Raw genomic sequence first — 20,979 nt, 5'->3', positions numbered from 1 at the left:
ATGACTGATCTTCCCACTTTCCTTGCCGCCAACCCAGATAGCGTCCTCGTCGAAATCACCGGGACGCAAGGCTCCACCCCGCGCGAGGCCGGGGCCTTCATGCTCGTCTCGCCAACCGCGCTCTGGGGCACGATCGGTGGCGGGCAGTTCGAGTTCATGGCGATCGCCAATGCGCGCGGCATGCTCACGGGCATCGGCGGCGTGGCGGAGATGGATATTCCGCTCGGCCCCGAGATCGGTCAGTGCTGCGGCGGGCGCACACAGTTGCGGTTCCGGCGCCTGACGCTGGCGCTGAAAGATGAAATCGAGGCTAGGCTCGCCGGCGAAATCGAGCTTCGGCCCGAGGTCCTTCTCTTCGGCGCCGGGCATGTCGGCCGGGCGCTGGCCTCGGCCCTTGCGCCGCTGCCACTCTCGGTGACGGTCGTCGAAACAAGGCAGGAAGAACTCGCCAACCTGCCCGCCCGGACGAAGGTCCGGCTCGTGCCGATGCCCGAAGCGCTGGTAAAGGATATTCCGGCCGGCGGCGTGATTGTCATCCTGACCCACGACCACGCGCTGGATTTCCTTATCGCCCGCGAAGCACTGGCAAGGACGGATCTCGCCTATACCGGCATGATCGGTTCGGCGACGAAGCGCGCCACCTTCGCGAGCTGGCTTTTGCGCGAAGGCGGCGAGCAGAGCTGGATGAAGCGGCTGACGCTGCCGATCGGCGGCTCCATGGTCAGGGACAAACGTCCTGAAGTCATTGCCGCCATGACCGCCGCCGAAATCCTGGCGGCACTCGCGGCCTACCGCATGCGCTCGTCCTCATAATAGGGATCACGCCCGTCGAGGAAGCCGAGATCGCGCTTAACGCGGTCCGGCGTAGCGGAGAGGTCGAGCCGCGGCAGGCGGCAGAAGCGGTTGGCGCCGCTTGAGAACCAGCCGGCAAGTCGCAGGAAAATGCTGCTGATCTGTTGCGCCCGGCTTTCTTCAATAACATGGCAATCCATAACGTCACCTCGTCAGATTGATGGTATGAGTTGAAGTTTGCCGGGAAAAATGCTGCAATTCCAATTGAACGATCGTCTGCCTGCATAAAGAGAACTTATCCATGAAACTTTCGAAACAATTTCCGTTGAATGCGCTGCGCGTATTCGAGGCCGCTGCCCGGCTCGGAAGTTTCACTAAGGCTGGCGACGAGCTCGGCATGACACAGACGGCCGTCAGCTATCAGATCAAACTGCTGGAGGAGAATGTCGGCGAGCCGCTCTTCCTGCGCCGTCCCCGCCAGATCGCCCTGACCGAACCCGGCGAGCGGCTGGCGCCGAAGGTGACCGAGGCCTTCGCCATGCTGCATGACGCCATGGCGACCGCGCGCGACAGCGTCGAGGGCACGCTTGCCATCAGCTCGACCCACACTTTCGCGTCCAAATGGCTGGCGCCGCGCCTCGGCTCTTTCCACCTGAAGCATCCGGCGATCGCAGTCCGCCTTCAGGCAAGCTCCGACATCATCGATTTCACGCGCGAGCAGATCGATGTCGGCATCCGCTGGGGTGACGGCAACTGGCCGGGGCTGACGCTGCACCGGCTGATGGGACTTGAATTCACCCCGATGCTGAGCCCGAAGCTGGCGGAATCGGCAGGGGGCATCAGGGAGCCGCGCGATCTCCTGAAATTCGATCTCTTCGATGCTGGCGACATCTGGTGGAAACAATGGTTCGAGACAGCGGGCGTCACAGAGACGGATCTCGACCGGCGGCCGCGTAACCAGCTCGGCTCACAGGCCGTGGAGGCCGACGCTGCGATCGCGGGCCACGGCGTCGCCATCCTCCATCCGGCCTTTTACGCAGCCGAAATCGCGCTTGGCCGGCTCTATCAGCCGTTCGAACTGACCCGCAGCGACGGCAAGGCCTACTGGCTCGCCTACCCTGAAAACCGCCGGAACGTTCCGAAGATCAAGGCGTTCCGCAACTGGATTCTCGAGGAAATGAAGCGGCAGGAAACTAGCGCATAACTCCCGGAAGTGCAGCGGTCGGGATATGGCATGCGAAGACAAAGGCATCAAGCGCCTGATCGAACCGGAATGATCGCGACGCGCTGTAAAGCCACATGTATCGGACCCGTCTAGTGGGTCCGATACATGTGGTTGGATTTAATATCCCATCTCCGGCGCATAGAAGCAGCGCGGCGTGTCTTCGTTCGGGAACAGACAGAGATGATAGTCGTTGTCGCCGGACTGCATCGCCTTCGTCATCGGCAGCAAGAAGACGTGAGCATGCGTGACCAGCCGGTGATCACCCGGCAGCAGTGTCACACGATATCCGCTCGGCGTCACCGCCACGCTTTTCGAAGGGATCATCTGGCAGTCACCATTGTGACTGTTGCCATTGCAACAATAGGGGTCATAACTCCACCCCATGGGTGCGTCGTGAGCCGTCGCCAGCGACGCATACGCAATCATCACACACGTCAGAATACTGCGCATCATGAGCGTCTTCTCCGTCGATGAATGCGCCGCCGACGATCTAAGGGTTCCTATTTCCTTCCGGCGGCCTGCAACATAACTGTAACCGAGGCATATTAGTTTCAAGATCCCTTGAATAAGCGGATCGAGTATAAGCCGGAGATATTGCACAGCCTTCTCGGCAGCTTTTAGGCACGGTGACAACAGATCGGCGATCCGCGCCACTATCGACAGCTCCGGCAAAACTCAATCTCCTCTTCCCTCCCCGGCAAAATTTCCGCAATGTCACGAGTCGGAGGAAGATAGGGGAACTCGATGTATGAATATGCCATAGCATGGGAATGGCTCGCCTTCGCGGCGCGCTGGTTCCATGTCGTTACCGCGATCGCCTGGATCGGATCGTCCTTCTATTTCATTGCGCTCGATCTCGGACTGGTGAAACGCCCGCATCTGCCGCCCGGCGCCTATGGCGAGGAATGGCAGGTCCATGGCGGCGGCTTCTATCATATCCAGAAATATCTTGTGGCGCCGGCCCAGATGCCGGAACACCTGACCTGGTTTAAATATGAGAGCTATTTCACCTGGATCTCCGGCTTCCTCATGCTCTGCATCGTCTATTATGGCGGGGCCGACTTGTTTCTCATCGACCGCCACGTCCTCGATATCAGTCCGCCGGTCGCAATCCTGATCTCGTTGGCGTCGCTGGCCTTTGGCTGGGTCGTCTACGATCTGCTCTGCAGGTCGCCGCTTGGCCTCAACACCTGGGGGCTGATGGCGGTGCTCTATGCTGTGCTGGTCTTCATGGCCTGGGGTTACACGCAGCTTTTCACCGGCCGCGCCGCCTTCCTGCATCTCGGCGCATTCACCGCGACGATCATGTCGGCCAACGTCTTCATGATCATCATCCCGAACCAGAAGATCGTCGTCGCCGATCTGATCGCCGGGCGCACGCCCGATCCAAAATACGGGCAGGTCGCCAAGCAGCGTTCGCTGCACAACAACTATCTGACGCTGCCCGTTATCTTCTTCATGCTGTCGAACCATTATCCACTGGCCTTCGGCACGGCGTTCAACTGGGTGATCGCGGCGCTGGTCTTCCTGATGGGCGTCACCATCCGCCACTGGTTCAACACCACCCATGCCAGGAAAGGCCGGCCAACCTGGACCTGGATCGTCACCGTCATCCTCTTCATGCTGATCATGTGGCTCTCGACGGTGCCGAAGCAGCTGATGGGCGAGACGGATACGGCGGCGGTAACACCCGCCTTTCAGCAATTCGCCGACAATCCGCATTTTCCTGCCGTCAAGCAACTGGTCTCGACACGCTGTTCCATGTGCCACGCCGCCGAGCCCGTCTATGAAGGCGTCGTTCGGCCGCCGAAGGGCGTGGCACTCGAAAACGACGCGGAGATTGCCGCCCATGCCCGCGAAATCTATATACAGGCAGGCCGCAGCCATGCCATGCCGCCCGGCAATGTAACCGATATTACGCCGGACGAACGCAGGCTGCTCATCGCCTGGTTCGAAAGCGCAGTCGAAGGCAAGAAACAATGACGACGACACTTCTGCGCGGCCGCCTGCTTTCCTTTCATCGCGCACCGCTGAGTCTCTCCGACAGCCAGAGTTATCTTTATGAGGAGGACGGCGGCCTTTTGATCGAGGACGGGGTGATCGCCGCAGTGGGCCCGTATGCCGACGTCAAGGCAAGAGCCGCCAAAGACGCGACCGAGATTGATCACCGCCCACATCTGATCATGCCGGGCTTCATCGACATGCATCTGCATTTTCCGCAGATGCAGGTAATCGCCTCTTATGCGGCCAACCTGCTCGAATGGCTGAACACCTATACCTTTCCCGAGGAATGCCGTTTCGTCGAAAGCGCCCATGCCGCAAAGATCGCCACCCACTTCTATGATGAGCTCATCCGCCACGGCACCACAACGGCGGTCGCCTACTGCTCCGTGCACAAGACCTCGGCCGATGCCTTTTTCGCCGAGGCGATGAAGCGCAATATGCGCATGGTCGGCGGCAAGGTGATGATGGACCGCAACGCCCCGCAGGGCCTGCTCGACACGCCCGAGATGGGCTATGACGAGACCCGCCAGGTGATAGCGGACTGGCAGGGCAAGGGCCGTAATCATGTCGCCATCACGCCGCGCTTCGCCATCACCTCGACGCCGGCGCAGATGGAGGCGACATCAGCGCTTGCCCGCGAATTTCCCGATCTGCACATCCAGACTCATCTTTCGGAAAATCACGACGAGATCAAATTCACCTGCGAGCTCTATCCGGAGGCGATCGACTATACCGATATTTACGCCCGCTACGGCCTGCTGGGACCCAAAAGCCTGTTTGGCCACGCCATCCACCTGTCCGAACGCGAGGCCGACGTCATGAGCGAGGCGGGCGCCGTCGCCGTTCACTGCCCGACCTCAAACCTCTTCCTCGGTTCCGGTCTGTTCCCGTTGAAGGCGCTGGCGCGGCGCCAAAAGCCGGTCCGCATCGGCGTCGCCACGGATATCGGCGGCGGCTCCAGCTATTCGATGCTGCGGACCATGGACGAGGCCTATAAGATCCAGCAACTGCTCGGCGAGCGGCTGAACCCGCTGGAAAGCTACTACCTAATGACGCGTGGCAATGCCGAGGCGCTTTCGCTAGCCGACCGGATCGGCACGTTGGGACCCGGCACCGAAGCCGATCTTGTCGTCCTCGATGCGGCTGCGACCCCGGCCATGGCGTTGAAGATGGAAGCCGTGAAGACGCTCCCGGAAGAACTCTTCTTGCTTCAGACGATGGGCGACGACAGAGCCATCGCCGAGACCTACGTGGCCGGCATTGCTTTGAAAGCACGCCTTTGACGATATCGGTTACCCCCGAAAGAGGTAGCGGGAAAGGCCCCAGCATCCGATAACGCTCCTTCTGTAATTCATGTTATCGGCGGTGGTCGCATTCATATGTGAAGAAGGTTCGATTCATGGCCACTCCGCTCACCATTGCCGACCTGAAGAAGCTCGCACGGCGTCGTGTACCGAAGATGTTTTTCGACTATGCGGATTCAGGCGCCTGGACGGAATCGACCTATGCGGCGAATGAAAGCGATTTCGGTGAGATCAAGCTGCGCCAGCGCGTGCTGGTCGACATGAGCAACCGCACGCTCGAAACGACGATGATCGGCCAGAAAGTGTCGATGCCGGTGGCGCTCGCGCCGACCGGCATGACAGGTATGCAGCACGCCGATGGCGAGATGCTGGCGGCGCGCGCTGCGGAGGAATTCGGCGTCCCCTTCACGCTTTCGACAATGAGCATCTGCTCTATCGAGGACGTAGCCTCGGTGACCACGCGACCCTTCTGGTTCCAGCTTTACGTGATGAGGGACAAGGATTTCGTCCTCGACCTCATCCGTCGCGCCAAGGCCGTGAAATGCTCGGCGCTGGTGCTGACGGCCGACCTGCAGATCCTCGGCCAGCGCCACAAGGACCTGCGCAACGGCCTCTCGGCACCGCCGAAACTAACTCCGAAACATATCTGGCAGATGGCAACCCGGCCGCTCTGGTGCCTTGATATGCTGAAGACGAAGCGCCGATACTTCGGCAATATCGTCGGCCATGCGAAGAACGTCGCCAATGTCGCCTCCGTGCCCAAGTTTGCACACGAGCAGTTCGACCCGCGGCTCTCCTGGGCGGATGTCGCCTGGATCAAGGAGCAATGGGGCGGCCCGTTGATCATCAAGGGCATTCTCGATCCGGAGGATGCGAAGGCCGCAGCCGACACCGGCGCCGACGCGATCATCGTCTCCAATCACGGTGGCCGCCAACTTGATGGCGCCCCCTCCTCGATCAGCATGCTGCCGAAGATCGTCGATGCCGTCGGCGATCGCATCGAAATCCATCTCGATGGCGGCATCCGCTCCGGCCAGGATGTGCTGAAGGCCGTGGCGCTCGGCGCAAAAGGCACCTATATCGGCCGCCCCTTCCTCTACGGCCTCGGCGCCATGGGCAAGGAAGGCGTCACGCTGGCGCTCGACATCATCCGCAAGGAGATGGACATCACCATGGCCCTCTGCGGCAAGCGCGACATCAACGACATCGACTCCTCGATCATATCAGGGCGGCAATGACTCGCCTGAGAAATTGGCTTCGAGATGCCCCGAGTCCAGTCATCAGGCGCTGACGGAAACCCGTGATGCCGCCGGAAGGACTTGCCAGACACCTGTCGCGAATCTCTGCATCAACCGCCTGCCGTCCTATTCAGCATAGGGGCTGACCATCCGCCGTAATGAACAGAAGGATCGCGAACATCACGAGACCGATGGCGAGCGCCAAACGCTGTTGCCAGACAATGCGGCGCGATCCGGCAATTCGCGTCTCCAGGCTGGGTGACGTCTTCTCCGGATCGCGAAGCCGCATCCGGGACAACAGGTCGTCGATGGCGGCAAGACCGGCGGCCTCTGTCTCGTGGCTCGACGCTAGGCGAAACAACAGCGCGTCGAAGAGCAGATGGATCGCCAGAGCAAGGACGATCAGGCAGAAAACGAGCAACAATAGCCAGCCGAGCGACGGAGCGAAGCCTCGATGGCCCGAGGTGATCGGGCCCACGATCAGTGGCAGCAGCGCTGTCAGCCCGCAGGAGATTGAATTGCGGCCGAGACTTCGTGCAGCCGCCAAGGCCACGGTATTCCACTGCGTCATTGCAAGCTCTCCGTCACGACACGGATGCTTTCAACGGGCAGATGAACACGCCAGCCCGCCCGCTCGATCAGCCGCTGCGCTTCGGCTGGATTTTCGCAACGCCGGCTGATGAGCAGCCAACGCACGATGACGCGGGCGCTCCGCTGGAAGCCGAGCGCACAGCAGACGAGGACCGGCCCCTGTTGGCGCGCAACCTCGATGAGGTTCGCCGCCGCTTGCGTCTGGGCCTCGTCAACGCCGGGGAGATCGAGAGTAGGAAAACTGCACCAGCGCGTTGAGGTCCCGCTCGGGCGCTGCAATTCGCCGGCGATGTCGATCACCGTGGCAAAACGGTCAGCCTCGTGGCGACGCGGAAAACGACCGAGATGGACGCCATCGGCGATCACCACGGACGCCGGCATTTTCCGGGTCCAGAGCCAAACGTTGATGATAGCGCCGAGCCGGTAGGGCGCCAGCAGCCAGCGGCTGGCAAGCGCGATCCGCCCATCGACGCGTTTCTGGAAGATCTGCGGGCCGGCGCCGAAATATCCGGCTGCGACGATCGCCAGTGCGACAGCCGGCCAGAGCAACAGAAGTGCTGCGGCCGATAGAGGAGTGAAGAGCGCTGCAAGGCCGAGAAACGCGGCGGCGCCGCACAGATAGTAGATCCCGAGACGGCGCGACTTTGGATCGCCGCTCAACGCGAAATTCGCAAGAGGGGAACCGGCGTGGCGCGGGAAAAGCCAGGCGGCAAACAGACCGAGCAACACGCCGGTCGGTATGTCCATGACGTGATGCTGCCACGTCGTCATGACCGAGGCGCCGATAAGGAAGCACCAGAAGTGCCAGACGAGCCGGGCCCTCTTCGGCAGCCGGCCGCGCAGATGGTCCCAGATCACCACCAGCAGCGCGATATGCAGCGACGGCGCCTGGTTGAACGGCTTATCGAAGCCGCCGAGGACGGCGAACATGAAACCGGGCAGACCGCTCGTTGCCGGCCGTACAAAGGTTGCTTCGAGCGGAAACGCGATAAAACAGGCGACCGCGATCAACTGGATCGTCAAATAGCGCCTCGCGAGTATATCCACCTCGCGCGGCGTCGTATTGATGAACAGGCAGAGCGCGTAGAACAGATTGATCGACCAATACGGAATGATGGTCCATGCAAGGAACGGAATGGCGCTTTCCCATGCAAAGGCGATGTTCGGCACATGGGCGCGTTGCGATGCCAGCCAATTGGCGCCGCCATAACTCAGATAGAAGAACGGCGCCAGGAAGACGAGCCAGAGTGCCGCCCGCTTCAGGACCGGCGCTGCCTGCGAAAGAGTAGAATGTGCCTGCCCCAACGCTTTGCCCTCAGACCCTCTCCGCCAGCGAGACGGTAAAAATGCCCCACTGGTCGATGCGCTGTTCGATCTTGCGGAACCCGGCAGCGGCGACCAACTGGTCCATTTCTCCTTGCGTCCGCCGCCGCATCACCCACGCCTGACCGCCCCGGTGCGAGGTCAGTGCGCGGGCGATCATCTCCAGTTGTGGATGCCATGGCTGGTTGGTATAGACGAGCAGACCGCCGGGTTGCATCGCACGCGCGATCCCGTCGAGCGACGCGGCGATCATCTGATTGTCGGAGAACAGCTCATAAAGGCCGGAGACAATCGCCAGATCTGGAGCCGGCGTGATTGCGGCCAGCCCCTCGCCGTCAAACGCATCCTGCTGGCGGAAGCTCACGAAATCACCCAGTCCACGCGCGGCGATGCTGTTGCGGCCGGCCTCGACATTGATCGGCGAATAATCCTGCAACCGCACACTATCGGGACGCACCGCAGCCGTCTCGATCGCATCGAGGACATAACGACCGTGCCCGGCCGCTATGTCGAGCATGTGGGTACTGCGGTCGGCGGCTTTCAGGCGCTGCAGCCCGTGGTGGATCAGTTCCTGCAAGTGCAGCTTGCGCTGCCGGATGCCGCGCCAGCCGATCGCTTCGAGGAACACCTTGTCGATCAACCGCCCGCCGGGGCCGAGCCCGCGCGGCTTGTTCTCGTAGACGTAATCGAGCGTCGAACCGGAATCAAAACCGGTCTTGACTCCGGTCTTTATGCCTTCGGACACTAGCGCGCCGAGCCTGATATTGAGACGGCTGAGCGCCCAGTAGATGCCGCGTGGGGATGTGGCGTCCAGAGGGCTCGCGAGCCGGTCGGCCTCGTCCTTGGTATAGGACTGGATATGAGCGGTGCGAAGGTCGGCAGGCGCCCGGGGCTCGGCGAAACGTGCAGCGATAAAACGGCGAACCTCGGCGAGCGCAATCGCGCGGTCCTTTTCGCCAAGCGTGTCATGGTAGAAGCCGGCAAGCACGTGCCGTTCCTTGATGCGGCTGCCGAGGTTTTCGTAAAACCGGTGCTGCGGCGCGTGTCGCACCACCCAGTCGCTGCCGGAGATCAGCAGCTGGGTCGGAACGGTGATGGCGCGGGCGTCATCGACGACGCGGGCGGCCGCCTCATAGAGTTGTAACAGTATATTGGAGGCAATCGGCCTAGATATCAATGGGTCGGATTCGAACGAGGCGATGCGCTCGGGATCATGCGTGAGAAACCTCGCCTTGACATAGGAATTGACGAAGAATGTCCCCTTGAGCTTTTCCCAGAGCGCAATGCCTTCTTTGGCAAAAGGCACGTAGAGCTTGACGCTGAAGGCCGGTGAGGCCAGCACGAGGGCACGGATCGGCGGCGCATAGTCGTGCACCCAGGTGCTGGCAAGGACCGCACCAACGCTCTGCGCAATAACGGCGATATCTTCGGCCGCAATACCGCTGGTCTCGCTGACATGACGGACGAAGCAATCGAGATCACGCGCCGAGGCAGCAAAGGATGGCGAATAGCCGCGCTCTCCCGGTGAACGCCCGTGGCCGCGTGCGTCCCAGGCGTAGAAGGCAAAATCATCTAAGCCGAGCTCGGTGGCGAGGTGGGCTACGCGACCGCTATGCTCGTGGCCGCGATGGAGAAGAATGATTGCGCCCTTCGCTGCAGCGCCGATCGCAGGCCACGTCCGATAAAACAGTCGGGTGCCATCATGCGACGCAAATTCGGATTCAAGCATTGGTCTGGCCGTCGAGGACGGTTGCCCACTATCGGCAGTTTGCAGCACGGTCTTCTCCAATTCTGATCGATTGATCGTTGCAATCATTGGCGGCAACAGTGATTTGCTTTTATTGCAAAAGTCTAGCTGCAAATGTAAGTCCTTTGAGAAGACGACCTGAGGTAGGACTTTCCTTGCAAGTACGACTATCTTCACGTCCGAGCCGATAGACTGTTGCCATGCCATGAAATTCCGCTGAGGTATCATGTCTGTTTACCAATTGAAGGCCCGATTTCAGAATATTCTTCGCCCTCTGGTGCGTTCCCTTGCGGCACGGGGCGTCACCGCCAATCAGGTGACATCAGCTGCCGCCGCCGTCTCGGTTGTACTTGGCCTTTTTCTGAGCGTCGTCCCGCTCCCGCATTTGTTCCTGCTGGTGCCCGTATGGTTCCTCCTGCGCATGGGCCTCAATGCCATCGACGGCATGCTCGCGCGCGAACATGGGCAGAAGAGTATTTTAGGCGCGTATCTGAACGAAATCGGTGACGTCGTCTCGGATGTCGCCCTGTATTTGCCTTTTGCGCTCATCGATCCGAACGGCATGATGCTGGCAGTGGCCGTCATATTCCTCTCGGCGCTGACGGAATTTGCCGGGATTTTGGGTCAAACCGTTGGCGCAAGTCGGCGGTACGACGGGCCATTGGGCAAGAGCGACCGTGCGGTGCTTTTCGGCGCGCTCGGCATCTTCATCGCGGTTGGCGGCAGGTTTGCAGCATGGACTTCGTGGCTTTGGGCAGTAGTGGCTCTGCTTCTCGTGTGGACTATCATTAACCGGATCAGCGCCGGCATTCGCGAGGCGCATACGGTCGCCCGATAGGGAGCGGGGCCGATCGACTTTAGCCACCGCAACGCGATGCGGAAACTGTGTAGAACGCTGCCTCTAACCGCTTGCCTAGCGCTTCCTCTGCTTTAACTGCACGTTAATCTTCCGCTGGGTTTTTCATGTCCCCTCTTGAAAGCACAAAAGCGGTGCTTTATTTTCTTGTTCATGACGAACACAGGCAAGACACCGCACCAATCGCTGCTGCGCTACATGCTGGCGCCTGATGACCTGGCCCGGCAGGCGCTTGACGATACCATTGCCGCCTATCGCAGGATGATCGACATTCTGACTGAACTCATCGACGACAGGGCGGGCGCCAATCTCGTCGTGCTGCATGCGCTTGCCTATGAAACAGTACGAGAGCAGACGGGTCTGCCGGCAAGGCTGGTGACGCTCGGCCTTCGCGATTTCGCAAGCAATCGCGGCATGATCGTCGACCCGCCGCAACTTCCGCTCGACGAGAAGCTCTTCGCCATCAAGGGGCCTGCCGACCTGACGATCGCTACGGTGCACGGACGCGTTGCCGTCCCCTTCGACGTCGCTGGTTACTCGAAGGGATGGGACAGCATTTTTCCGGCCTATCTCGTTGCTGGCCCCGATCGCTACGAAATCCACATCGGCGTCACGCCGAATTCCGCTCGGATGGAGGAAAACATGACGAATGAAGGCATTCTTTCACGCATGGGGCGCCTGATCGCGGGGATCGCCAATGCGGCGATCGACAAGGCGGAAGGCGTCAACAAGATCGCCGTCATCGAACAAGCGATCCGCGAGATCGATGCGGCGGCGGAGGAAGCACGCACCGACCTTGGCAAGGCGCGCGCAGAGGAATACCGCATCCAAAGCCGCCGGGACGAAATCGCCGAAGACATGAACGCGCTCGATGAGAAGATCCGCCTCGCCGTCTCCTCCGGGCGCGATGACCTCGCAAAAGCCGGTATCGCCCGCCAGATCGATCTCGAATCCCAGATCGCCGCGCTCGACAAGGCGCTGGCCGACGCCAGGGAGCAGGTGGACGACGGCCAGAAAGCCCTGCAGGCGGTGCTGGCCACGCGCCGCGAGGCGGATGCCCGCCTTGTCGATTTCAAGCGCAGCATCGCCAAGCATCCCGAAGAGGCCCTGGCCGGCAGGCCCGCACCTGGCGTAGGCGCAGCCCGCGCCGCCGCGGCGGTCTCGCGGCTGACCGGCGTCCCCTCAGCCGAACATGCCCATAGTTCCGAACTGGACGAACTCGACCGATTGCACCGTGAGCAGGCTATCGAGGCGCGCCTCGCGCGCTTCAAGGCCGATAACCGGTAACGCCGATGGGACTTCTTCTCGCCCCCGAATGCCTTCCCTTCGCAATCGCCGCCGCCGTGCTGGCCGGCCTGACCGTCATCGAGATGCTCGCGACCGTGATGGGTTTTTCGATCACGGAGCTTCTCGGAAAATCGGATTTCAACGGGCATGACGGCATTGCGGGCTACCTCTCCTGGCTCAATGTTGGCGGCGTTCCCCTGCTTATTCTCCTGATGATGGCGCTCGGCTTCTTCGCCATTGCGGGTTTTGCCATACAGGCGGTCGCCGGCGCCTTCTGGGCGCCGCTGCCCGCCGGCCTCGCCGCCGTTCCCGCTGTACTGGTCACCTTCCCCATGGTCAGGGCATCGAGCCGGACGGTGGCACGGATCGTGCCGCATGATGAGACCTATGCCGTCGACCTCGACACTTTCATCGGCCGAACGGCTGAAGTGTCGATCGGTCCGCTCGATCAGGGATTGCCCGGACGCGTCCGGATCAAGGACCAGCATGGAAACTGGCATGTGCTCAGAGCCAGGGCGGCAAAGGGCCAGGAAGCGCTGAAGATCGGCACCGAGGTTCTTCTCGTCGATCGTAAGGCAGACGTGTTTATCGCCATTCCCGCACTGGTCGATCCGACCGCAGCGGACAATCAATCTTTGAGGGGGCAGCCATGATGTACGACATTATTCTACCGGCCGGCATTACCATCGTTCTGATTTTCGGCATCGGCTTCGTCCTTGCCTCTCTCTATACGCGCTCCAGCCGCGACGAGGCCTATGTCCGCACCGGCCTCGGCGGCCAGAAAGTCGTGCTCGATGGCGGCTCCGTCGTTCTGCCGATCTTTCACTCCATCGCCCGGGTCAATCTGAAAACGCTGCGCCTCGAGGTTCGTCGCGGCGAAGGCGATGCGTTGATTACCAAGGACCGTATGCGCGTCGATATAGGCGCCGAATTCTATGTACGCGTCAAACCCGACGGCTCCTCGATTGCGCTGGCCGCGCAGACGCTCGGCGACCGCACCAATGATGCGGAAGCGCTTCGCATCCTGATCGAGGCGAAATTCGTGGACGGCCTTCGTTCCGTGGCAGCGACCATGAATCTCGATGCTCTGCAGGAGCAGCGAATGGACTTCGTCAAGGCGGTGCAGGAAGCCGTCGGCGCCGATCTCCAGTCGAACGGCCTCGAGCTCGAATCCGTGTCACTGACACGCCTAGACCAGACGGATATCAAGCATTTCAACGCCAACAACTTCTTCGATGCGCAAGGTCTCGCTGCGCTCACCCGCATTACCGAGGGCCGCAAGAAGGAGCGCAACGAGATCGTCCGCGATACTGAAGTCGCCATCGCCCAGAAGGATCTGGAGGCCCGCCAGCAATCGCTGGCCATCGAGCGGACCAAGCGGGAAGCCGAGCTCAACCAGGAACGCGACATCGCCAACAAATCCGCGGCGACACGCGCCGAAACCGCTCAGCAGGAGCAGGCGGCTAAACGCGCCGAGGAGGAAGCCCGCATCGCCTCCGAACAGGCTATTGCCGAGCGCGAGGCCGCCGCCAAGCAGGCCCGCGAGAGCGCAAACATCGACGCCGCCCGCGCCGTCCAGCAGCGCGATACCGAAGCCAAGCGCGACCTTCAGATCGTGGCACAGGAAAGCGCGATTGCCGTTGCCAACAAAAGTCGTGAAGAATCCGAGGCGAAGGCGACCGCCGAAATAGCCCGCGCCCGAGCAATAGCGGCGGAGGAAAAGGTCGGCACCGCCAAGGCAGTCGAAATTGCCGAGCGTGAAAAGCAGATCGCCGTGATTGATGCCCGCAAGAAGGCCGAAACCGAAGCGACTGCCGTCACCGTCGGCGCGGAGGCTGAAAAACAAGCGGCGAGTGACCAGGCGGAGGCCATCAAGACTTTGGCGACCGCCGAAGCGGACGCGGCGATCATCAAAGCCAAGGGCATCCTCGAAACTGGCCGGGCCCAAGCTGAAAGCGAGGCGCTGCTCAACGAGGCTCGCAACAAGCTCAGTCAGACCATCATCGAGTTCGAGATCACCCGCGAACGTATCCGCATCATTCCTGAGGCACTCGCTGAGGCGGTCAAGCCGATCGAGAAGATCTCCGACATCCGGATCTTCGATACCGGCGGCATGCTCGGCCGCGGCGGTGCAAACGGCGAAGGCGGCATCGGCATGGGCGAAGGGCTGGCCGGTCAGCTGCTCGCATATCAGGCCAACAAGCCGATCCTCGACAAGCTGTTGAAGGAAGCGGGCTTCGAAGGCGACAACGCGATCTCGTCGCTGCTTGGCAATCTCGACAGCCCCAAGCCTGCCTCAGCACCCGCCGCGCCCGCGACATCTCCGCAGCCAGCTATCGCTGCGGCGCCCCCGAAGGAGTAATCGGATTCCCAGCGGCTACCGCAACCAGCCGGTCGCCAGCGCGCTCTGCCAGTCGGCACGGCCCCTTTTGGCGGCCAGTGCCGACATCGCCATATGATCATAGGCGACATGTCTGAACTGCCATGTCCATGCCGCGGCCGTCTTTTCCAATATGGCGTAGCTGGCCAGCGGGTGGGCGGCTTCGACCTTGTGATAGTAGGGCAGCACGTCGTCATAGGCAGGGCAGCCGACGCTGCCGGGATTGACGATCAGGCGGCCGTCCGAGAGTCGAACGGCGCGAGGCACATGGCTGTGGCCGCACAGGATCAGCGGCAGATCGATGCCTTCGGCCAGCGCCTCGATGGCTTCGATCGGCTTCGGAAAGACATGCCCCTCTGGCGAGACGGACTCCAGCCAGTAGAGATTGTCGTCTTTCGGCGTCGCATGGCAGAGATAGGCCTCGCCTTGATAGACGGCATCGAACGGCAGACCCCGCAGCCACTCGAGATGAGACGGTGTCAGTTGCCGGTAGGCGGCGGCATCCGAGACATGCATGGAGTCCGGATCCTGCTCGAACAGATAGCGATCGTGATTGCCGCGAACGGAAGTAAACCCGAGCGGTATCAGCATATCAGCCGTCCGGCCTGCCTCCAGCGGCCCGCTGAAGAAGTCGCCGAGGTTGACGACTTCCTCGATGCCCTGCGCCTGAATATCCGCAAGCACCGCCTCGAACGCAAGATGGTTGCCGTGAATATCGGCGATCGCCGCGAAACGCATCTAACTGCCCCGGTAAGTGGAATAGCCGTAGGGCGAGATCAGTAGCGGTACATGGTAATGCGCCGTGACGTCGGCGATGCCGAAGCGGATCGGCACGAGATCGAGGAAGGCCGGATGCGGCAGCGGCGTACCGGTGGCCCTGAGATAATCGCCGGCGTGGAAGACGAGTTCATAGGTGCCGGCGCGGAAATCTTCGCCAGCGAGCATGGGGCCGCCATCGACCCGGCCGTCCGCATTGGTCTCGACCGTCTTCAGATGTCTGCGGATCTCGCCGTCGAGCTGGAAAAGATCGATCCTGAGGCCCTCGGCGGGCTTGCCAAGGGCGGTGTCGAGAACATGTGTCGTCAATCCGGTCATGGGGCTGGCTCTTTGATGACATACGGGATTTCGAAGAAGAATTCCTCCAGATTATTGCCAGGCCCGTCGCGGTCGACGACCAGGAAATCGGAGGCCTGGCCCAGCGCCATCAGCGGATGATGCCAGACATTGCGGCGGTAGTTCACCCCCTGGTCCCCGCGTGCGAGAAACACCTGCGGCTTGCTCGGACGTCCGCCCTCGTCCTCGGAGACGACGACGAGGAAGGGCCGGCCGGAAATCGGCGAGAAACTCTGACTGCCGAGCGGATGGCGCTCCATCATGTCGACGTCATAGGGGAAGCTGCGCGGCCGGCCGCGAAAGAGATTGATGATGACGCGCGCGCCCTCGCCCGACGCCTCAGCCGCAGCCAGTGCATGGAAGCGTTCGGTCGTGCCGCCGTTGATGAGCCGCATCGAGGCTGGATCGGCTTCGATCACCTCGCCGAAAGGGGCGAAGGCCGATCTGGTAAGCGGGCGGATGTCGAGAAAATCTGACAATGTTTCACTCGCCCTCGGCATGCCAGTGACGAATGGCATCGATCTCAACGAGAAGTTCCGGCAGCGTACGATAGGTTGCATCCCAGATTTCGGAGGGATCGAGGGCGAAGACGTCTTCGAGAATGCGGTTGCCCGTTCCGCAGATTTTCGTCCATGGCAGAGTGGGATGCTCGGTTGCGAATTCCGGATGGGCTACGAGCAGTCGGGACGCAGCCGCGCCGATGGTGAAATGGCAGAAGGCAACCGCCTTGAAGGTGAGATTGTCCTCGGCGAAGGCCGCCTCATCCATTCCGCCCACGAAGTATAACGCTTCGGCCGCCGCCTTCTGCATTTCATTGAGATAGTCGATAGCACGATGCTCGCTCATTTGCCCTCCGGCAACATCGATGTCAGGCGCAGCAGCGCGATCCGTTCGACCTGTGTCGTGGCGGTCGCGAGTTCCTCATCCAGGCCATTGCCGATCCGCGTTTCGAAAGCCGAAAGGATGTCGTCCTTGTCGAGCCCTTTGACGGCGATGATAAAGGGAAAGCCGAATTTTCTCACATAGGCCGCATTGAGTTCGGTGAAACGGGCATGCTCGGCCGGGCTCAGCCGATCGAGACCGGCGCCGGCCTGCTCCTTCCGGCTGTCTTCCGTGAGTTCACCTGCTATCGCCAGACGGCCGGCAAGATCGGGATGGGCGCGCAACACGCCGAGACGCTCCTCCCGGCTTGCCGCACGAAAGGCGGCGGCTAGCGCTGCATGCAGGCCTGATGCCGTCAGCGGCTCCGTCACGCTGCCCGCGTCATAGGCCCGCTCGGCGATGAAGGGCGAATGTTCGAAGACGCCGCCGAAGCGGGAAACGAAATCCTCGCGCGACAGCATTAGAGCGCATCCGGCTGATGGTGCTTGTGCCAGTGCTCGGCAATCTCGATGCGGCGCGGGATCCAGACCTTGTCATGCTTGAGTACATATTCGATGAAACGCTTCAGAGCGGCTGCCCGGCCCGGACGCCCGACAAGGCGGCAGTGCAGGCCGACCGACATCATCTTCGGGCTGCCGTCCTTGCCTTCCTCATAAAGCGTCTCGAAAGCGTCCTTCAGATAGGTGAAGAACTGGTCGCCGGCATTGAAACCCTGCGGTGTGGCAAAACGCATGTCGTTGGTTTCGAGCGTATAGGGGATGATCAGGAAGGGCTTCCCGTCGACGCCCTTGACCCAGTAAGGCAGGTCGTCGGCATAGGAATCGGAGGAATAGAGGAAGCCGCCCTCTTCCTGCACCAGTCGCAGCGTGTTGTCGGATGGCTTGCCCTGATACATGCCGTAGGGCCGCTCGCCTGTCAGTTCGGTGTGCAGGCGCACGGCCTCGAGAATGTGCTTGCGCTCCAGATCCTCGGGAAAATCCTTGTATTCCAGCCAGCGGTAGCCATGGCTGGCGATCTCCCAACCGGCCTCCTTCATGGCGGAGACGGCTTCGGGATTGCGCGCCATCGCCAGCGTCACGCCATAGACGGTGGCCTGCACCTTGAGACCGGTGAACATGCGCCAGAGCCGCCAGAAGCCGGCGCGCGAACCATATTCGTAGATCGATTCCATGTTGAGATTGCGCTGCCCCGGCCAGGCGGCCGCGCCGACGATTTCCGACAGCAGGTTTTCGGAAGCCGGATCGCCTTCGAGGATGCAGCTCTCGCCGCCCTCCTCGTAATTGATGACGAACTGCACGGCGACGTGAGCGTCGCCCGGCCACTTCGGATCGGGCGTCTGACGCCCGTAGCCGACGAGATTGCGCGGGTAGGTCTCGGATACCATCAAATCACCTTCTGAAAAGACGGGGAACGGTATCATCCGCAGCCGGAATGTCGAGACGGAAACTGCGCAGCAGAATTTCTATATGTTTCACAGTCGCTTAGCTTGATACCTGCTCAGGCGATCCTGCGCGCGCTGACCTTGCCCATGGGGTGGAGCGAGTGAACGCGGAAGGGACCGCCGGTGCCCTCCTCGATCATCAAAGCCACATTCGAAACCGTCACCGGCTCTCTCAAGACAGGCTCGAAGATCGTCCGCAGCACCAGCTCGATGCGGGGCATGTCAATCGCATTGATGGGGCCAGTCACCGGCATATGGAAGCGGAACTCCTCCATCACGTAAGGATTGCCCCAACGATGCAGATTGGCGAATTGCGCCGCCGACAACCCGTCGGGATCGCTGCGTTCGATGTCGGCTTCACTCAGCGGCGCCCGGAAACGATCGAACTCCTGAACGATCGCCGAAGCCAGATACTGGATCTGCTCACAGGGAGCGCTCGGCATCAGGCTGTAGAAATTGCCGAGCCGGGCGATTTCCAGATGTGGAATCCGGAAGGGGGCGTATGTCCCCGCAAAACGCATAAGATCGCGCAGGAGTTGCGCCTCCGACGTCTCAGCGGACAGGTGGAAAGGCGCCTTTAGAACGCCGTGAAAACCATAGCGCCGCGGCACGGCGGTATAAAAGGCGATCTCATGAATGCCGAGGCCGCGCACGGCCGGAGGCTCCACCATATCGCCCGAAAACACGTTTCGGCCAAGCCAATTGGCGGCCACGAGCGACAGCCGATCGCTCGCCGGAGGCGTGAAGCAAATGGCATAGCGCATGCGATTTCCTCCATACAAGGAAGTGAGCACCGGTGAAATCCGGCGCTGCCGATGCGCAAGCAGATAGGTGATTTGCATGACAGAATAACGAAACGCAGCTGTATCTAATTCACGTTTAACGTGAAGCGACAGCGATATGGCTTGAAATCGCGAAGCTTTCCGGCAGCGAAAACTCGCAATCTGTATCGCCCGCGATGCAAACCGCAGCCTCCGCCAGCCGATGGGCCAGCCCGAAGCTGACCTTGAAACCGCCAGTCAACGCGATCAGGCGGGGATGGACGGGATGGCGGCCGATCATCGGATCGCGGTCGATCGCCTTCGGGCGAAGCCCCGCCCAGCGTTCGACGACGGGCGCATCGCGAAGGATCGGCGCGATGGCGCGCGCCGCCTCGATCAGCGCATCGAGTTGTGCGTCGGTCGAGCCGGGATCGTCAAAGCGGTTCTCGCTGGTGCTGCCGATTGCCGCAAACCCGCCTTCATGCGCCACAACATAGAGCCCATCGAGGAAGATTGTCGGCAGCGCCGGGTCGATATCGGCCCTCAACAGCGCCGCCTGCCCCTTCACCGGCTGGCCGAGCGGCTTTTTCGCCCCCGGTGTCAACTCCTGCAGCAACGGAAAGGACTTATGGCCGGCGGCCAGGATGCAGCGGCTGAAAGCAATGGGTTCGCCGCCAATCTCCGCCGTGCCGCGATCGGGATCGACGGCGGCAACGGCCGCATGTTCCATGATGCGCACGCATTTTGCCCGCCGCAGCAAGGCGATGAGCGCTGAGATCAATGAGCGGGGTGCGACGCGGGCCGCAAGCGTGTCGTGCACGAAGCCGTTCTCGCCGGCAGATATGTCAGGCCAACCATCGATCGGCGGCCTGTCGATGACATGCCAGTGGAAGCGGCGCTCGCCGGCCCGCCAATGGCAGTCGGCATCCTCGGAATGACCGCGGGCGATGCGATTGAGATGCGGCTTCGGCAGCGGGATCAGCCGCCCGGAACGGCGGTAGCCGGCGGAAACTCCCGTCTCGGCTTCGAGTGCGGCGATTTCAGTTTCGAGCGAAACCAGGGCATCGAACTGGAACTGCTTCTTCACTGACCACCGGTCCGGCATATGCGGCATCAGCGCGCCCAGCAGGCCGCCGCTGGCGCCTCTGCCCAGGCTGCCGGCGTCGGCAAGAATGGTGCTCATGCCGAAGCGTTCGGCATGCACGGCCGCCCAGAGACCCATGATACCGGCGCCGACGATCAGCAAGTCGCAAGAAGATTGACCGGACGCCGGTGCAGGACTATCGGCTTTTTCCATGAGAGACGTGAACCCCGATCAGATTGGCGCGGGCGCGCCGCAGCCGCTCGAATGGCGCGACGGCGATATGCCTTATTCCATCGCATTTGGCGACCATTTTTATTGCCAGACCGATGGCCGGCTCGAATGCGGCCATGTCTTCCTCGCCGGCAATGGCCTGCCGGAGCGTTGGAAGGGCCGGCGGGATTTTGTCATCGGCGAACTCGGCTTCGGCACCGGCCTGAATTTCGCCGAGACCTGGCGGCAATGGAAGCTGCATCGCGCAGCCGGCCAGCAACTGCATTTCATTTCCTTTGAACTCCACCCGATGCGGCGCGAGGAAATCGGCCGGGCACTGTCACACTGGCCGGAGATCGATGCCGAGCGCGAAGCGCTGACCGCAGCATGGCCGCTACTGCCTGCCGGCACCGTCGCGCTCGACCTTGACGACCAGACGCGCCTCAGCGTCGTCTGCGGCGCCGCGCTCGACGGCGTTGCCGCGGCAGACACCGGCTTCGACGCGTGGTACCTCGATGGCTTCGCCCCCTCACGCAACTGCGACATGTGGTCGGAGGAACTGATGCGGTGCGTCAATGAAAAGACGGCCGCCGGCGGCACCTTCGCAACTTACGCCGCGGCCGGCTTCGTGCGCCGCAATCTCATCGCTGCGGGCTTTGCCGTCGAGCGTCGCAAAGGCTTCGCCGGCAAACGTGAAATGCTCTGCGGCATCAAAGCGCTCACCGAATAACCCTTTTGGTT

23 protein-coding genes are annotated in these 20,979 nt (G+C 61.6%); 10 read left to right on the top strand and 13 right to left on the bottom strand.

Features of this window, described 5'->3' with window-relative positions; translation table 11 throughout:
• Complete coding sequence (gene xdhC / locus FFR93_RS08975; RefSeq protein ID WP_138392968.1) at positions 1-813, top strand: xanthine dehydrogenase accessory protein XdhC; 813 nt, start codon at positions 1-3, stop codon at positions 811-813.
• Here the strand turns inward: xdhC and FFR93_RS08970 are convergent.
• Positions 789-992 carry a hypothetical protein gene (locus FFR93_RS08970; RefSeq protein WP_138392967.1) on the bottom strand — a complete coding sequence of 68 codons (204 nt, stop codon included), beginning with the start codon at positions 990-992 and terminating at the stop codon, positions 789-791. The genes xdhC and FFR93_RS08970 overlap by 25 nt on opposite strands.
• Before the next feature lie 101 nt (positions 993-1,093).
• Between FFR93_RS08970 and FFR93_RS08965 the strand changes: the two genes are divergently transcribed.
• Positions 1,094-1,996, top strand: a complete 903-nt coding sequence (locus FFR93_RS08965) for a LysR substrate-binding domain-containing protein (protein WP_138392966.1) — start codon at positions 1,094-1,096, stop codon at positions 1,994-1,996.
• A 138-nt stretch (positions 1,997-2,134) separates the two neighbouring features.
• Here the strand turns inward: FFR93_RS08965 and FFR93_RS08960 are convergent, their stop codons facing one another.
• Complete coding sequence (locus FFR93_RS08960) at positions 2,135-2,467, bottom strand: hypothetical protein (RefSeq protein WP_064706152.1); 333 nt, start codon at positions 2,465-2,467, stop codon at positions 2,135-2,137.
• A 294-nt stretch (positions 2,468-2,761) separates the two neighbouring features.
• On the opposite strand from FFR93_RS08960, the gene FFR93_RS08955 reads away from it, so the two are divergent.
• The 3 genes from FFR93_RS08955 to FFR93_RS08945 all read left to right on the top strand — a co-directional run bounded on the left by FFR93_RS08955 (position 2,762) and on the right by FFR93_RS08945 (position 6,563).
• Positions 2,762-4,000 carry a urate hydroxylase PuuD gene (locus FFR93_RS08955; RefSeq protein ID WP_138392965.1) on the top strand — a complete coding sequence of 413 codons (1,239 nt, stop codon included), beginning with the start codon at positions 2,762-2,764 and terminating at the stop codon, positions 3,998-4,000.
• On the top strand, positions 3,997-5,304 hold the full coding sequence (gene guaD / locus FFR93_RS08950; RefSeq protein WP_138392964.1) for a guanine deaminase: 1,308 nt from the start codon (positions 3,997-3,999) through the stop codon (positions 5,302-5,304). Before FFR93_RS08955 ends, guaD begins: the two co-directional genes overlap by 4 nt.
• Positions 5,305-5,420: 116 nt before the next feature.
• The gene (locus FFR93_RS08945; RefSeq protein WP_064711441.1) at positions 5,421-6,563 is read left to right on the top strand and encodes an alpha-hydroxy acid oxidase; all 1,143 of its coding nucleotides are present in this window, start codon (positions 5,421-5,423) and stop codon (positions 6,561-6,563) included.
• A gap of 130 nt (positions 6,564-6,693) precedes the next feature.
• Here FFR93_RS08945 and FFR93_RS08940 read toward each other — a convergent pair whose 3' ends face one another.
• From FFR93_RS08940 to FFR93_RS08930, 3 genes are read right to left on the bottom strand one after another with little or no spacing between them, the layout of a single operon-like run.
• A complete protein-coding gene (locus tag FFR93_RS08940) occupies positions 6,694-7,134 on the bottom strand; it encodes a hypothetical protein (protein WP_138392963.1) in 441 nt (146 codons plus the stop codon).
• A complete protein-coding gene (locus tag FFR93_RS08935; protein ID WP_138392962.1) occupies positions 7,131-8,459 on the bottom strand; it encodes a phosphatase PAP2/dual specificity phosphatase family protein in 1,329 nt (442 codons plus the stop codon). The genes FFR93_RS08940 and FFR93_RS08935 overlap by 4 nt, the downstream gene beginning before the upstream one ends.
• A gap of 10 nt (positions 8,460-8,469) precedes the next feature.
• Entirely contained in the window at positions 8,470-10,254 is a 1,785-nt protein-coding gene (locus tag FFR93_RS08930) for a bifunctional alpha/beta hydrolase/class I SAM-dependent methyltransferase (protein WP_138392961.1), read from the bottom strand.
• Positions 10,255-10,450: 196 nt separating this feature from the next.
• Here FFR93_RS08930 and FFR93_RS08925 point away from each other — a divergent pair, with 196 nt between their 5' ends.
• The 4 genes from FFR93_RS08925 (at position 10,451) to FFR93_RS08910 (ending at position 14,729) form a co-directional block, all read left to right on the top strand.
• Positions 10,451-11,062: a CDP-alcohol phosphatidyltransferase family protein gene (locus FFR93_RS08925; RefSeq protein ID WP_138392960.1), complete on the top strand. Its 612-nt coding sequence runs from the start codon at positions 10,451-10,453 to the stop codon at positions 11,060-11,062.
• Between the two features lie 171 nt (positions 11,063-11,233).
• Positions 11,234-12,367, top strand: coding sequence for a PspA/IM30 family protein (locus FFR93_RS08920; RefSeq protein ID WP_138393476.1), 1,134 nt, complete (start codon positions 11,234-11,236; stop codon positions 12,365-12,367).
• 5 nt (positions 12,368-12,372) lie between these two features.
• The gene (locus FFR93_RS08915; protein ID WP_138392959.1) at positions 12,373-13,020 is read left to right on the top strand and encodes an OB-fold-containig protein; all 648 of its coding nucleotides are present in this window, start codon (positions 12,373-12,375) and stop codon (positions 13,018-13,020) included.
• On the top strand, positions 13,017-14,729 hold the full coding sequence (locus FFR93_RS08910; protein WP_138392958.1) for a flotillin domain-containing protein: 1,713 nt from the start codon (positions 13,017-13,019) through the stop codon (positions 14,727-14,729). The genes FFR93_RS08915 and FFR93_RS08910 overlap by 4 nt, the downstream gene beginning before the upstream one ends.
• Positions 14,730-14,744: 15 nt before the next feature.
• Here FFR93_RS08910 and FFR93_RS08905 read toward each other — a convergent pair whose 3' ends face one another.
• From FFR93_RS08905 to FFR93_RS08870, 8 genes are all read right to left on the bottom strand, one after another.
• Positions 14,745-15,485 carry a metallophosphoesterase family protein gene (locus tag FFR93_RS08905; RefSeq protein WP_138392957.1) on the bottom strand — a complete coding sequence of 247 codons (741 nt, stop codon included), beginning with the start codon at positions 15,483-15,485 and terminating at the stop codon, positions 14,745-14,747.
• A complete protein-coding gene (uraH, locus tag FFR93_RS08900) occupies positions 15,486-15,842 on the bottom strand; it encodes a hydroxyisourate hydrolase (protein ID WP_138392956.1) in 357 nt (118 codons plus the stop codon).
• Positions 15,839-16,360, bottom strand: a complete 522-nt coding sequence (locus tag FFR93_RS08895; RefSeq protein WP_171049169.1) for an ureidoglycolate lyase — start codon at positions 16,358-16,360, stop codon at positions 15,839-15,841. The genes uraH and FFR93_RS08895 overlap by 4 nt, the downstream gene beginning before the upstream one ends.
• Complete coding sequence (locus FFR93_RS08890; RefSeq protein WP_138392954.1) at positions 16,344-16,706, bottom strand: HepT-like ribonuclease domain-containing protein; 363 nt, start codon at positions 16,704-16,706, stop codon at positions 16,344-16,346. The genes FFR93_RS08895 and FFR93_RS08890 overlap by 17 nt, the downstream gene beginning before the upstream one ends.
• A complete protein-coding gene (gene uraD, locus FFR93_RS08885) occupies positions 16,703-17,203 on the bottom strand; it encodes a 2-oxo-4-hydroxy-4-carboxy-5-ureidoimidazoline decarboxylase (protein ID WP_138392953.1) in 501 nt (166 codons plus the stop codon). The genes FFR93_RS08890 and uraD overlap by 4 nt, the downstream gene beginning before the upstream one ends.
• Positions 17,203-18,126, bottom strand: coding sequence for an allantoinase PuuE (gene puuE, locus FFR93_RS08880; protein ID WP_138392952.1), 924 nt, complete (start codon positions 18,124-18,126; stop codon positions 17,203-17,205). The genes uraD and puuE overlap by 1 nt, the downstream gene beginning before the upstream one ends.
• Positions 18,127-18,239: 113 nt before the next feature.
• Positions 18,240-18,947, bottom strand: a complete 708-nt coding sequence (locus FFR93_RS08875) for a DUF1045 domain-containing protein (protein WP_138392951.1) — start codon at positions 18,945-18,947, stop codon at positions 18,240-18,242.
• Positions 18,948-19,062: 115 nt separating this feature from the next.
• On the bottom strand, positions 19,063-20,241 hold the full coding sequence (locus FFR93_RS08870) for an FAD-binding oxidoreductase (RefSeq protein WP_138392950.1): 1,179 nt from the start codon (positions 20,239-20,241) through the stop codon (positions 19,063-19,065).
• Here FFR93_RS08870 and mnmD point away from each other — a divergent pair.
• On the top strand, positions 20,240-20,968 hold the full coding sequence (gene mnmD, locus FFR93_RS08865) for a tRNA (5-methylaminomethyl-2-thiouridine)(34)-methyltransferase MnmD (RefSeq protein ID WP_138392949.1): 729 nt from the start codon (positions 20,240-20,242) through the stop codon (positions 20,966-20,968). The two genes, FFR93_RS08870 and mnmD, sit on opposite strands and share 2 nt — an antisense overlap.
• The last annotated feature ends 11 nt before the right edge of the window (positions 20,969-20,979 follow it).

The organism is Rhizobium sp. MHM7A (genome assembly GCF_005862215.1).
Lineage (GTDB): Bacteria > Pseudomonadota > Alphaproteobacteria > Rhizobiales > Rhizobiaceae > Rhizobium > Rhizobium bangladeshense.
This window is presented reverse-complemented; position numbering and strand designations above follow the sequence as displayed.

Bases quoted from the DNA above. Each gene is read 5' to 3' on its own strand.
- FFR93_RS08965 (WP_138392966.1), top strand. From the start codon at position 1,094: ATGAAACTTTCGAAACAATTTCCGTTGAATGCGCTGCGCGTATTCGAG.
- FFR93_RS08940 (WP_138392963.1), bottom strand. From the start codon at position 7,134: ATGACGCAGTGGAATACCGTGGCCTTGGCGGCTGCACGAAGTCTCGGC.
- puuE (WP_138392952.1), bottom strand. From the start codon at position 18,126: ATGGTATCCGAGACCTACCCGCGCAATCTCGTCGGCTACGGGCGTCAG.
- FFR93_RS08895 (WP_171049169.1), bottom strand. From the start codon at position 16,360: ATGCCGAGGGCGAGTGAAACATTGTCAGATTTTCTCGACATCCGCCCG.
- FFR93_RS08945 (WP_064711441.1), top strand. From the start codon at position 5,421: ATGGCCACTCCGCTCACCATTGCCGACCTGAAGAAGCTCGCACGGCGT.
- FFR93_RS08875 (WP_138392951.1), bottom strand. From the start codon at position 18,947: ATGCGCTATGCCATTTGCTTCACGCCTCCGGCGAGCGATCGGCTGTCG.
- FFR93_RS08955 (WP_138392965.1), top strand. From the start codon at position 2,762: ATGTATGAATATGCCATAGCATGGGAATGGCTCGCCTTCGCGGCGCGC.
- uraH (WP_138392956.1), bottom strand. From the start codon at position 15,842: ATGACCGGATTGACGACACATGTTCTCGACACCGCCCTTGGCAAGCCC.
- FFR93_RS08905 (WP_138392957.1), bottom strand. From the start codon at position 15,485: ATGCGTTTCGCGGCGATCGCCGATATTCACGGCAACCATCTTGCGTTC.
- FFR93_RS08915 (WP_138392959.1), top strand. From the start codon at position 12,373: ATGGGACTTCTTCTCGCCCCCGAATGCCTTCCCTTCGCAATCGCCGCC.
- FFR93_RS08870 (WP_138392950.1), bottom strand. From the start codon at position 20,241: ATGGAAAAAGCCGATAGTCCTGCACCGGCGTCCGGTCAATCTTCTTGC.
- uraD (WP_138392953.1), bottom strand. From the start codon at position 17,203: ATGCTGTCGCGCGAGGATTTCGTTTCCCGCTTCGGCGGCGTCTTCGAA.
- FFR93_RS08970 (WP_138392967.1), bottom strand. From the start codon at position 992: ATGGATTGCCATGTTATTGAAGAAAGCCGGGCGCAACAGATCAGCAGC.
- FFR93_RS08920 (WP_138393476.1), top strand. From the start codon at position 11,234: ATGACGAACACAGGCAAGACACCGCACCAATCGCTGCTGCGCTACATG.
- mnmD (WP_138392949.1), top strand. From the start codon at position 20,240: ATGAGAGACGTGAACCCCGATCAGATTGGCGCGGGCGCGCCGCAGCCG.
- FFR93_RS08960 (WP_064706152.1), bottom strand. From the start codon at position 2,467: ATGCGCAGTATTCTGACGTGTGTGATGATTGCGTATGCGTCGCTGGCG.
- guaD (WP_138392964.1), top strand. From the start codon at position 3,997: ATGACGACGACACTTCTGCGCGGCCGCCTGCTTTCCTTTCATCGCGCA.
- FFR93_RS08910 (WP_138392958.1), top strand. From the start codon at position 13,017: ATGATGTACGACATTATTCTACCGGCCGGCATTACCATCGTTCTGATT.
- xdhC (WP_138392968.1), top strand. From the start codon at position 1: ATGACTGATCTTCCCACTTTCCTTGCCGCCAACCCAGATAGCGTCCTC.
- FFR93_RS08925 (WP_138392960.1), top strand. From the start codon at position 10,451: ATGTCTGTTTACCAATTGAAGGCCCGATTTCAGAATATTCTTCGCCCT.
- FFR93_RS08890 (WP_138392954.1), bottom strand. From the start codon at position 16,706: ATGAGCGAGCATCGTGCTATCGACTATCTCAATGAAATGCAGAAGGCG.